9 protein-coding genes are annotated in these 11,411 nt (G+C 64.8%); 1 reads left to right on the forward strand and 8 read right to left on the reverse strand.

All coding sequences use genetic code 11. From position 1 onward, the window contains the following. Positions 1-12: 12 nt before the first annotated feature. The 8 genes from F8197_RS18580 to F8197_RS18615 form a co-directional block, all read right to left on the reverse strand. Entirely contained in the window at positions 13-2,118 is a 2,106-nt protein-coding gene (locus F8197_RS18580; RefSeq protein ID WP_152883141.1) for an HlyD family secretion protein, read from the reverse strand. After that, positions 2,115-2,786, reverse strand: a complete 672-nt coding sequence (locus tag F8197_RS18585; RefSeq protein ID WP_019923458.1) for an ABC transporter ATP-binding protein — start codon at positions 2,784-2,786, stop codon at positions 2,115-2,117. Before F8197_RS18585 ends, F8197_RS18580 begins: the two co-directional genes overlap by 4 nt. A gap of 31 nt (positions 2,787-2,817) precedes the next feature. Next, on the reverse strand, positions 2,818-3,861 hold the full coding sequence (locus F8197_RS18590; RefSeq protein WP_152883142.1) for a MerR family transcriptional regulator: 1,044 nt from the start codon (positions 3,859-3,861) through the stop codon (positions 2,818-2,820). Positions 3,862-3,936: 75 nt separating this feature from the next. Further along, the gene (locus F8197_RS18595; protein WP_152883143.1) at positions 3,937-4,185 is read right to left on the reverse strand and encodes a DUF1272 domain-containing protein; all 249 of its coding nucleotides are present in this window, start codon (positions 4,183-4,185) and stop codon (positions 3,937-3,939) included. A 17-nt stretch (positions 4,186-4,202) separates the two neighbouring features. Next, complete coding sequence (locus F8197_RS18600; protein ID WP_193333476.1) at positions 4,203-5,303, reverse strand: DUF5694 domain-containing protein; 1,101 nt, start codon at positions 5,301-5,303, stop codon at positions 4,203-4,205. Beyond that, positions 5,296-8,880, reverse strand: a complete 3,585-nt coding sequence (locus F8197_RS18605; RefSeq protein WP_152883144.1) for a M1 family aminopeptidase — start codon at positions 8,878-8,880, stop codon at positions 5,296-5,298. The genes F8197_RS18600 and F8197_RS18605 overlap by 8 nt, the downstream gene beginning before the upstream one ends. Positions 8,881-8,890: 10 nt before the next feature. Next, a complete protein-coding gene (locus tag F8197_RS18610; RefSeq protein WP_056146788.1) occupies positions 8,891-9,778 on the reverse strand; it encodes an ABC transporter ATP-binding protein in 888 nt (295 codons plus the stop codon). Positions 9,779-9,925: 147 nt separating this feature from the next. Continuing rightward, entirely contained in the window at positions 9,926-10,831 is a 906-nt protein-coding gene (locus tag F8197_RS18615) for a hypothetical protein (protein ID WP_056146787.1), read from the reverse strand. A gap of 342 nt (positions 10,832-11,173) precedes the next feature. Here F8197_RS18615 and F8197_RS18620 point away from each other — a divergent pair, with 342 nt between their 5' ends. Next, positions 11,174-11,395, forward strand: a complete 222-nt coding sequence (locus F8197_RS18620) for a hypothetical protein (RefSeq protein ID WP_056146785.1) — start codon at positions 11,174-11,176, stop codon at positions 11,393-11,395. The last annotated feature ends 16 nt before the right edge of the window (positions 11,396-11,411 follow it).

The raw sequence follows: 11,411 nt of genomic DNA on the forward strand, positions 1-11,411 counted from the left end.
GCTGGTTGTTCCTCATCGCTGCGACACCGATGGCGCGGGCTGCGCGGTGTCGGCCAACAGCACCGCCTGCACTGCCGCGCCTGGTTTAAGTCCGGCCGGTTTGCCGTCGAACTGCAATTCGACATCGCGCACGATCAGCGCTTGCGCGCGCGATTTGCCATGGAACGCGCGTCCGAGCGCCACCACGCGCGCATCGAGCGTGAGGTTGCTGCCGGGGACCGTCACGCGCGCCGCCTGGCCCACGCGCACCCGCGACGACTGCGCCTCGGGCACGCTGGCGGCCACGTATAGCTGCTCGGGGTCGGCCAGCGTGGCGACCGACAGCCCCATCCACACCTGGCTGCCGGCGCTGAATTTTTGCCCGTCAAAGCTGGTGCGGTACACCACCATGCCCCTGCGCGGCGCCAGCACGGCCAGCGCAGCCTTGCCCTTGACCAGCGCGGCAAGCTGCGCCTGCAATTGCGCGATCTCCGCCTGCAGCCAGGTGCGCTCGGCGTGGCGGGCGCGGATTTGCGCCTGGTGCTGGGTCGCTACCAGCGTGGCCAGGCGATTTTTCTCCACGCGGTCGATCACCAGCTTGTCGTAATCGACGCGCCGTATCAATTCCTTCGGCATGGTGGCCTTGCGGTCGGCCTTGTCGGCATTGCTGCGCGCCTCGGCCACGGCCAGTTCGCCGGCGCGGTCGGCCTCGGCCTGGTCAAGCTTGAGCTTGTCGAGTGCGCGCAGTTTTTCCTGCAGCGCGCCCTGTTGCGTGACCAGCCGGGTCGTGACGTCGTTTGATTCGAACTGGGCGATCGGCTGGCCGGCTTCGAGCAGCGCGCCTTCCGGCGCGATCTGCGCCAGCTTGTACTGCCAGATGTAGGGAATGCTGGGCGGCGCCACCGGCAGCGCGCTGCGCGAGGCGATTTCGCCCTCGACGGTCAGCGCGTCGCTGGCCGCCACCGGCGCCGGGGCTGATGCCTGAGCTGACACAGCAGCCTTGGCCGGGCGCGGTTCCACCTGCACGCTCATGCCCGGCACCAGCGCCAGTGCGTGGCCGGCCGGCAAGCCGATCTTGACCCGGAAGTAGCGGCCCCGGCCCCAGCTGGCGCGGGCTTCCGGTGCGCTGGTGATGGACTTGATCGTCCCCGCCACCGCGCGCGTAAACGTTGCCGGCAGAGCGTCGAAACGCAGATCGACCGCCTGGCCCTCGGCCAGGTAGGGCCGGTCCGCTTCCAGCGCCCACGCGGTCACCGCCATCTCGCCATTGCCCAGCACGACGCCCGCGGCATTGCCGGGCCAGGCCGACGAACCTTCCTCGAAACGCGTGCCCATCCACGGGCTGTAGCCGTGCACGACCACGCCGTCGCGCTGTGCGCGCACTTCCGACTGTGCCAACTGGGCAATCTGGAACGCCAGGTTGATTTGCAACTTCCTGATTTCCAGCGCGCCGTCTTCGCTGCGGCGGTCCACGGCCGTGCGCGCGCTGGCATCGGCATCGCGCTTGATCGCCAGGTCGCGCGTCGCACGGTCCAGTTCGGCCTGGTGCCGGTCATAATCGAGTGCCGAGATCTGCACCTTGGGCAGCGCCGCATCGACCTTGGCCTTGTCCAGCGCGGCCTGGGCACTGACCAGCGCTTTGCCGGTCTCCACCGCCGCCACGTCCAGGTTGGCGGTTTCGCGCTCGGCGCGGGCGCGCGCCTGTTCCAGTTCGGTTTTATAGCGCTCGAGATTGGCTGCATCAGCCGTCTCGATGCGCAGCACCAGGTCGCCGGTCTTGACGTGGCTGCCTTCGGCCACGAAATTGCGCAGCACCAGCGGCGACGAGTTCGACGGCGGCACCAGGATGGTTTGCGAGTCGAGCGCTTCGACTTCGCCGGTCAGCAGTACCGGGCGCGGGGCGGCCTCGTTGCCACGACCAACCGCGTCTACTGCAATGGCGGCAGTGACCGCAGCGGCGGAGGCGTTCGGGGCTGCAATGGAAGCCGTTACCGCAGTGGCGGAGGCTTTCGGGGTTGCTGCTGCGGCGACGGCTGCGCCGCTGCCCCGCCCCAGTGCGAGACCGGCAGCGACGGCCAGCGCCAGCAACCCGGCGCCCGACAGCGCCAGCACGGCGCGCCTGCGCGTGGTGAACGTCATGCGGCGTCTCCGGCAATGCGGCCGTCGCGTAAATGAATGGTGCGCTGGGCGCCGGCGGCAATCGCCGGATCATGGGTCACCAGCACCAGGGTCTGCCCGCCCGCGTGCAGTTCATGCAGCAGAGCCAGCACATCGGCCGCGCTGCGCGAATCAAGATTGCCGGTCGGCTCATCGGCCAGCAACAGCGCCGGCTGGTTCAGCAAGGCGCGGGCGATGGCCGCGCGCTGCAACTGGCCGCCCGACAGCTGGCCCGGCAAATGGCCGGTGCGCTGTCCCAGGCCGATGCGTTCGAGCAGCGCCACCGCGCGCGCCGCAGCACCGGGATCGGCATGGCGCGCGTAGCGCTGCGGCAACAGCACGTTTTCCAGCACGGTCAGGCGCGGCAGCAAGTGGAACGACTGAAACACGAAGCCGATGCGGCGATTACGCACATCGGACGCGGCATCGTCGTCGAGCGCGGAGACTTCGTCCTCGGCCAGCCGGTAGCGGCCGGTATCGGGCCGGTCCAGCGCGCCGAGCACGTTGAGCAACGTCGATTTGCCGGAGCCGGACGGCCCCATGATGGCGACAAATTCACCGGGCGCCACGCGCAGGTCGATGCCATCGAGCGCGTGGATGGCGTTGCCGCCCTGGTGATAAGTTTTGCGAATGTTGCTCAGTTCTATCATTCGGGAAGTATCCCGGCGCCTGCCGGTTTTGTCAATTACTTAACTTGTCCCGATTACTAACCGCAGCCATCATCGCTGCCCGTATGAACTCGCGCATCGCCGGCGTGACGAAACCGTCGTCGGTCAACCCCGGTTCGTTGACCAGCGCCTGCCGCACCTTCTGCTGGGTGGCCGGATTGTCACTTGCGAACGAGCGGAACAGGTCGAACCAGTGGCGCGCCAGCGCCTGTACCTCGGGCGAGTCCGGCGCCCTGCCCGCATCCATCGCGCCTTGCACCTGCGCGATCAGCGGCGGCCATTCGGAGGCCCGCTTGCCGATGTTGTCGCGCAAGAAGGCAAATTCGTCGTCGTCCAGGTATTTGCGGTACAGCGCCAGCTTGTGCTGGCCCGAGGCGGCGATGATGAACTGCATGACCGCCGGCGTGATGCCGGTCTCGTCCTGCAGCAGCGCTTCGCGCTCGTGCATCGTGTTGAGCTTGGCAAACAGCGCCGGGTTGGCGCCGGTGCCCTGCACCACCAGCGCCATCCACTGGCGGGCGTACGCCTGCGCTTGCGGATGGTCCGGTCCGGCGCCGGACGCCATCAGCGCGCGCACGGCGGCCACCAATGTCGTCCATTCGGCCTTGACGGCGTCGGCGGGGTTGTACAGCGGCAGTTGCTTGAGTTCTTCGGGGGTAAAGTATCGATCGTACATGGTCATGAGCTCCAGAGTGGTCAGCCAATCGGCCAGTCCGGGTTCCTGCTGCTGCGCCAGTTGCTCGTGCATCGCCACCAGGCGCGCACGCAAGGTGGCGGCCTGGTCGATCTGTCGCGTCAGCACGGTAATCTGCTGGGCAACCACGTCGGCAAGCGGCAGGTCCGGTCTGTCCAGGGAAGCACCGATGTCGGCCAGCGACAAGCCGAACTTGCGCAGCGCCTGGATGTGATGCAGCCGGGCGATGTCGGTTCGGTTGTAGAGCCGGTAGCCGGCATCGGTGCGCGCGGAAGGCTGGAGCAGGCCGATGGCGTCGTAATGGTGGAGCGTGCGCACCGTCAACCCAGTGCGTTTGGCCAGTTCACCTATTTTCAACAACATCGTCAAGCTCCTGTCTTTGTGCGTACAGACAGGTTGGCGCCTGACGTTGCGTGAGGGTCAAGGACTTATTTGCGCTTATGCGGCCTCGGCGCAACCGGCCGGTTTGAAGATGCGCTCGGTGGAAGCGGGATTGTTGGCCAGCTTGGCCAGCGGGCGCCGTGGCCGCGCCACCAGTTCGCCGCCGCAGTTCGGGCACTTGCCCGCCAGTTTAGACGTGGCGCACGGTGCGCAGAACGTGCATTCGAACGAGCAGATGCGCGCCTCGGTGGAGTCGGGCGGCAGGTCGATGTCGCAGCATTCGCAGTTGGGTCGCAGTTGCAGCATGGTGTTTCCCTTCAAGGTCAGTGATGCAGTACCGCATCGGTATCGACAATACCCACATCATGCATCTGGTTCAGATACGCTTCAAGATAAAACTTGTGGGAGGCGCCCACGATCACCAACATGCGCATGCCGGGCGGGCTCATCGCCTCGCGGATGGTCGACGCCATGCGCAGGTTGCGCGTCTCCCAATAGGTCACATAGCCACGACCGTAGTGCTGCGGCGACGGCTCTTCCAGTGCCGCGCCGAAATCGCTTCTGAAGATCAGCGCGGCCTGGCCCGGATCGTTATAGGCCCGGTACATCGCCAGCACCCCGGTGGCCGTGGTGATCGCGCTTTGCAAAGCCTTGTCGCTGTCGGTACGCTGCGCTGTCGCCGGGTTGTCCCACGCTTTCATGATGGCCGCGCCGGCCGCCTTTTGCTCTGCTTCCGACGGTTCGGGTTTGTCGGCCGTGTGGTCGTCCATCGCGTACACGCGCTCCAGTCCGACCCGGGCTGCGACTTGCGCGGCAATCAGGTAGCCTTCGTCGGGCCTGACCATCAGCTTGTCCAGGGCTTCCACCAGCGCGGTATCGAGGCCATCGCCCGCGCGCCGCTCCGGCGCCGGCAAGCGCAGCCACTGTACCAGTGCCGAAGCCGGCTCGCCGGCCGCCAGGAACAGCGATGCCAGTGCACGCCGCTGGGTGGCGGTGGGCGTGGCCGGCCACGCGGCCAGCAGCCGCTCGGCGCGGTCGGTGGCCTCGAACACATCGAGACCGGTCGCCGCCTGGGCAGCCGAGGTGTCGCGGCAATAGCTCTTGACGGTATCGGCGTAACGCTGCGGGTAGCGGCGCATATTGGCGCACTGTACGCCCGACAGATTCTCGATGGCGATCGCCTGCGGCCGCCACGCCACCAGCCGCTCGTTGAGCAACTGTAAGGTCGTCGCATCGAACGGCTTGGGCAGTTGCGACAAGTGCGGCGAGCCCAGCACCATCACCTGGTTGATCTGCCCCCGCACCAGCTTGAGCGTGGAAGGATCGAACGACGGCTGGTGTGGTGCGGCCGCCACCGCAGCAGCCTGGCACACCGCCGCTGCGACCAGGCCGGCCAGCAACTTCAATACGACAGCCTTACTCATTGCCCATCTCCTTGCGATTGTCGCCCGGCACCCGGTCGATCATCTTGTTGTACGGGTCCACGCCCACCTCGAACGGCTGCTCCTTGACCGTCACGGTCAGCACCGGGTCGCTGCCGCGCAGCAGGCGTTTTTCCAGGTACAGCACTTTTTCATCGGCCTCCTTGGCGCCTGGAGCGCGCGCGAAGATGCCGATCTCTACCGGCTCGTCGTAGTCGCGCGCGGTTTCCTTGCCCTTGCCGTCCGCTTCGAGCTTGGCCAGGTGCAGCTTCATGGTGACGTCCCACTGGCCGTCGGGACGCTTTTTGGCGGTTGCTTCGGTCACGCGGTTATCGTAGAGGACAATCTTTTCGAACAGGTCGGTGATCAGGGCCTGCTTGTCCTGCGGCGCTTCCGCGCGCAGGTACTCGAGCAGCTCGCGGCTGGTCGTGTACGGCGCCTGCTGATAGCCCTTGTCCTGCAGGAAGCGCTTGAGCGCGCGGTTGACCGCTTCTTCACCGATCTCGTCGCGCAGACGGTAGAACACCAGGCTGCCCTTGCGGTAGTGGATGTACGACTGGTTCTCCACGCGGTACAGCGGCAGTTCCTCGATCACTTCGCCGCCACGGCCGCGCAGGTAGGAGTCGAGCTCGAAGCGCAGGAAGCGGCGCAGCTTGTTGCGGCCGTATTCCTTCTCCATCACCATCAGCGCCGAGTATTGCGCCAGCGATTCGACCAGCATGGTCGAGCCCTGCACATTCGCGCCCACCACCTGGTGGCCCCACCACTGGTGCGCCATCTCGTGCGCGGTCACGTAGAACACGTAGTCGATATCGTTCTTGTCACGCAGGTCGGCAATGAAACCGATGCTCTCCGAATACGGGATGGTGTTGGCAAACGACTGGGCAAAGCTCTGGTACCTCGGGAACTCGAGGATGCGTACCTGGCGGAACTGGTACGGCGTGAAGTTGGCGACAAAGTAGTCGAGCGACTTTTGCGTCGAGGTGATCATGCGATCGACGTTGTAGCCGTGCCTGGCATCGTAATACACCTCGATCGGCAAGCCGCGCCATTCGCCTTTTTTGACGTTCCAGCGCGCCGACAGGTAGGCAAAGAAGCCCACCATCGGCCGGTCCATCTTGTAATGGAAATAGCGGCGACCGTCCTTTTCCCAGCTGTCTTGCAGGTAGCCGGGCGCCATCGCGATCTGGTCGGCGGAGGTGGAAACGGTGGTCTCGAAATTGATCCAGTCGGTGTCGCCGAAGACGTTGTTGGCGCGCGCCGGTTCATCTTCGAGCTTGGCCATGCGCTGCGGCTCGCCCAGTCCGCGCTTGCGGCGCTCGTTGCGGTCCTGCAGCTCCAGCGACGACTGGTAGCCGAAGCGCGGGAAGAAGGCGGTGTTGTTGAAGAAGGTGCCATTCAGGTTGAGCTGGTCCGGATCACCCTTGTTGGTAAAGCCTTGCGGGTGCACGTCCACCGTGAAATCGAGATCGAGCTGCGCGCCCGGGGCGATCGGCTGCGCCAGCCGCAGCACGCGGAAACCGAGGTCGCGGTCGTCGATGACGACAGTGTGCGCAGGCAGGTTGGCAAAGCGCGTGGTTACGTCCCGGTTTAGTTGCAGGCGCAGTTCGGCCAGCGGCACGCCGCTCTTGTTTTCCATCCGGTAGTGGCCGCGCACGGTCACGCGGCGCTGCTCGGGATAGATATCGACGTCGGCGCGCACGTCGGTCACGCGCGGCTGCGGCAAGTCCTTGTACTTGCGATACGATTTTTCGTAGCGCGCCTGCTCGTCCATCGCCACGTTGCCCGGCTGGTAGCGGTTGAGTTGATTGGTGTTGTGGAAGATCCAGGCGCCGGTACCGGCAAAGCCGGCCACGCACAGCGCCAGCAGCACGCCCGATGGCCCGCGCAGGCGGCTACCGGCGACACGCACGCGGCGGCGCCACGGCAGCGCCAGGCCGCGCACCCGGAACGCCTGCGCCACCACCAGCAGCGCCAGCGTGGCGCAACCCCAGTACACGGCAAACCACGACCAGCCCCGGATGAAGTGGCCGTAGCCATTCATGTCCGAGTATTTGATTTGGGGCAGCGAAGCGAAGTTATACAGGTTGTGGTCGAAATGCACGGCACTGAGCACCAGCTGCGCCACCATGTAGACGACGATCGCCAGGTAGCCAACAAACTTGTTATTGACCAGCACCTGCAATACCAGCGCCAGCAAACCTAGCATGACGAAGCTGGCCGAGTCGAGCAGGAGCGCCTTCAGGTACAGGCCCGGCTCCACCGGCGCGCCGCCCTTGATCAGCTGGATGCACATCGCCGTCAGCGCGCCCGCCAGCAGGAAACCGAATACCACGCCCGCCAGCGCCAGGCTCTTGGCCACCAGCGGCGCCCAGTCGGGCACCGGCAGCGCGTCGCTCACATCGGCGACCTTGAACTGGCGGTCGCGGAAAATCAGTTCGCCAGCATAGAACGTCAGCACGATCAGCAGCAGGAAGTTGAAGCTGCCGGCCATGGTCTCGAGCATCATGTACGTGACCGGATACACGGTGGTACCGAACATCGTGCTGGCCTGGCTGGCGGCGCCGATAAAGTTGGCCATGCCGAAGAACAGCATCACCAGGAACGGCACGCCCTTGAACACGGCAGCGGCATCGAAACGCAGGATGTCCCAGCATTGCAGCCAGGCGGTGCCGCGTCCGAAGCGCGGCGCGATGGCAGGCAGGACGCTGGCAGCCGGCACGACCAGCTCCGGCACTGCGGCGTTAGTACGCTTGCGGCCCAGCCAGCGGCGGCCGGTGCCGGCGCGCTGCGGCTTGAACAGCACCAGCGTGGCGGCAAAACAGGCCAGCGCCACGCCCAGCCACACGGCGCGGTTGGCCAGCAAATAACCGGCGACCGGCGGCACGATGGTGTTCGATTCGGCGGAGGTGAAGTAGCGGGTGGCGCGGCCAAAGGCGCGCACGCCGAACGGATCGATCAGCACCGGCAACCATTCATTGCTGACGTCGCGCGTAAACACGCCGGCCACGCCCCACAGCACAAAGAAGGCCAGCACGCCCAGGTACACCATCATCATCGAGCGGGTGGTCGCCGCCAGCAGCATCAGGAGTGCGCCGATAAAGACCAGGTTGGGGATCACCAGCCAGGCAAAGGCCCACAGGTAGGCGTCCACCGGTACCGGACCGACGCGCGCCGCGTCCACCCACGGCATCAGCGGGCCGATCACCGTGCCCAGCGCGATCACCACGAACATCGCCAGGCACGCTGCCAGGCCGGCCAGGAAGCGCCCGGCCAGGTACTGGTATTTGCGCATCGGCGTGGCAAACAACATGTCGGAAATGCCAACTTCCGCGTCGCGCAGCACGGCGCCGGCGATGAAGATGGTGACGGTGAGCATTGAGAACACGGTGAAAGCACCGAGCAGCTGCGCCACCACCACTGGCGCATTGCGGTGCACATTGCCGATCGCGCCCCCCACCACCACGGCGTCGCTGGTGGTGGCGCCAAACGCCATCAGGCCCAGCACGAAGGCGGTGACCCACAACAGGGGCTGGCGCAACTGGTAGCGCAGGTCGAACTTGAAGAATTCCATCAGCATGGCGTGCTCCTCACACTGCCGCAGCAGCGCGGTTGGCCGCGCGCACGTGCAGGAAGTACACGTCCTCGAGATTCGGCTCAACCGCGATGAAGCCGTCGTCGGGCTGGCTGTCGGCATACACGTGGATTTGCGGCTTGCCGCCCACCAGGCGGGTGCGCAGCACGTTCAGGCGCTCCTGGTAGCCGGGCAGCGCCTCGGCGCTCACGGTGCGGCGCCAGACCTTGTCGCGCAGGGTGTCGATGGCGGCCTGCGGCTCGCCCTGCACCAGCACCTGTCCCTTGACGATCACCGCCATCTGCGGACACAGGTCGGTGACGTCTTCAACGATGTGGGTGGAGAGGATGACCACCACCTGCTCGCCGATGCGGGCCAGCAGGTTGTGGAAGCGGTTGCGTTCCTCGGGGTCGAGGCCGGCGGTCGGTTCGTCAACAATCACCAGCTTGGGCGCACCGAGCAGCGCCTGGGCGATGCCGAAGCGCTGGCGCATGCCGCCCGAATACGTACCCAGGTTGCGCTTGCGCGCCTCCCACAGATTGGTTTGCTGCAGCAGCGCCTCGACCGCCTCCTTGCGTTCGCCGCGCGCGGTCAGGCCCTTGAGCACGGCAAAGTGATTGAGCAGCACCTCGGCCGTGACCTTGGGATAGACGCCGAAGTCCTGCGGCAGGTAGCCAAGCTGGCGGCGCAGCGCCTGCGGCTGAGCCAGTACGTCGAGGCCATCGAAGTGGATGGAACCGCTGTCGGGATCTTGCAGGGTGGCAATCGTGCGCATCAGCGACGACTTGCCGGCGCCGTTCGGGCCCAGCAGGCCGAACATGCCGTGGCCGATCTCCAGCGTGACATTGTTGATGGCTTTGACGCCGTTGTCGTAGGTCTTGTTGAGCTGTTTGATCGAAAGCATGACGCCAGGTCTCCTGATAAGCCGGAGCAACAGGCTCCGAAGCAACCTTACTATAGAGCAAAGTTGCAAACTTATCAGTGTCTTTCGATTAACTGCTGGTTGGTGCGACAGGCTGCATAAAACGCGGTATGGAATGCGCGCTGAGCACTATGGGCGGTATTCCGGGAACATTTCCTTGAGCAGGAACGCCTGCAATTCCGCCTCGTCTTCCTTGCGCGCACTCATCTTGACGGTGCGGCCCAGGCGGCGCGATTCCCATTCGAAGTCGCCCGGCTTTTCCTTGCGGATGATCTTGATCATTTCCTTGGCGACAGCGGTCTCGATATCCTTCTCGCTGCCCTGCTCCACGTGGATTTGCTGCAGCCACTTGCGCTTGAAGTTGGTGTTCCAGCCACGGAATTTCACATCGGCGCTGTTCGAGCGTTTATCGACCGAGAACACGCCGCCGGTATCGTCGGCATCGGCGCCGCCACGGGCATTGGCGCCGGCAATATTGGCCTTGGCGCGCGCCAGCGAGCGCTCGGCGGCCGACTGGGCCGGTTCGGACGGTTGCGGCGACGGGTTGGCCGCCTCGCGCTCGGCGCGGCGCTTGGCCAGCATTTCAGACATGTCCTGTTCCTGCGGCGGCGGTGGTGGCGGCGTCATGGTGGCCTGCACCGGCGGCACAAAGGTTTCCAGCTTGGGCTGGGTCGGCGTCGGCTTGCTGCGCACGGTGCTCGGCTTGCTCGGTGGCGTAGGCTTGGTCGGCTTCGGCTCGGTCTTCTTGGGCGTGGGCTTGACGGTAGGCTTTTGCGGCGTGATCGGCATTGGCGAGATATACACCATCTCGCCGCCTTTTTTGGCGGACGTGGTCTTCGGTGGCGGCGGCGACGGCGAAAACAGGTAATACAGCACGAACGCCAGGTGCAAGGCGATGGTAAACGCCAGGCCATAGCGGCGGGTAATCGATTTCTTCTCTTCCCACAAGGCGTACGAGTCCCCCGGCACCGGCAAAGGCTGGCCGCAGGTCTCGCAATAACCATTGGCGGAAAGGATGTGGGAGTCGTGGTGCAAGATACGGAACCTTGTGGAACGAAGTCTTCAAAATGCGGTCATAGTGCCAGACTCCCGTAACTTTGGGAATCTTTCGACATCTGAACCCGGCCATCATAGCGCGCCGCAAGAAACGACGCGCGTGCACCAAGTAGCTACTTTACAAGTAAGGGCTCTTGACGGGTGTTACCTTATGTATCCAAAGCAACCAATTTGCATTACGGATGCGTAAGAATGCCTCACGATACGCGGCTGGGGGCCGGATTTTAGTGCGGGATGGCACATAAACCGTCAATACCGTGCGACGGTTGCAAAAGCCTGTCGTCGGTGGCATTCTGATTTCTCACTCAAGAGGGCCTCGCTATGTCTGTCGCATTAAAACTGTCAGCTGATCTGGTAGAGATGGCGAAGCCCCATGCCGCTGCAGAGCACCGCTCGATTCCCATGCAAATCGAATACTGGGCACGGCTTGGCAAAGCTGTCGACGAAAATCCCGAGCTGCCATTACAGTTCATCAAAGATACCCTGCTGGCGGCACAGGAGGCAAAAGCCGGCATGCTTGAGCCGTACCAATTCGGGAGTTAACCGTGCTGGACATTCT

The sequence above is a fragment of the Duganella sp. FT27W genome (assembly GCF_009295655.1).
In the GTDB taxonomy this organism is placed as follows: domain Bacteria; phylum Pseudomonadota; class Gammaproteobacteria; order Burkholderiales; family Burkholderiaceae_D; genus Rugamonas; species Rugamonas zoogloeoides.

Bases quoted from the DNA above. Each gene is read 5' to 3' on its own strand.
- F8197_RS18585 (WP_019923458.1), bottom strand. From the start codon at position 2,786: ATGATAGAACTGAGCAACATTCGCAAAACTTATCACCAGGGCGGCAAC.
- F8197_RS18580 (WP_152883141.1), bottom strand. From the start codon at position 2,118: ATGACGTTCACCACGCGCAGGCGCGCCGTGCTGGCGCTGTCGGGCGCC.
- F8197_RS18620 (WP_056146785.1), top strand. From the start codon at position 11,174: ATGTCTGTCGCATTAAAACTGTCAGCTGATCTGGTAGAGATGGCGAAG.
- F8197_RS18595 (WP_152883143.1), bottom strand. From the start codon at position 4,185: ATGCTGCAACTGCGACCCAACTGCGAATGCTGCGACATCGACCTGCCG.
- F8197_RS18610 (WP_056146788.1), bottom strand. From the start codon at position 9,778: ATGCTTTCGATCAAACAGCTCAACAAGACCTACGACAACGGCGTCAAA.
- F8197_RS18605 (WP_152883144.1), bottom strand. From the start codon at position 8,880: ATGCTGATGGAATTCTTCAAGTTCGACCTGCGCTACCAGTTGCGCCAG.
- F8197_RS18590 (WP_152883142.1), bottom strand. From the start codon at position 3,861: ATGTTGTTGAAAATAGGTGAACTGGCCAAACGCACTGGGTTGACGGTG.
- F8197_RS18600 (WP_193333476.1), bottom strand. From the start codon at position 5,303: ATGAGTAAGGCTGTCGTATTGAAGTTGCTGGCCGGCCTGGTCGCAGCG.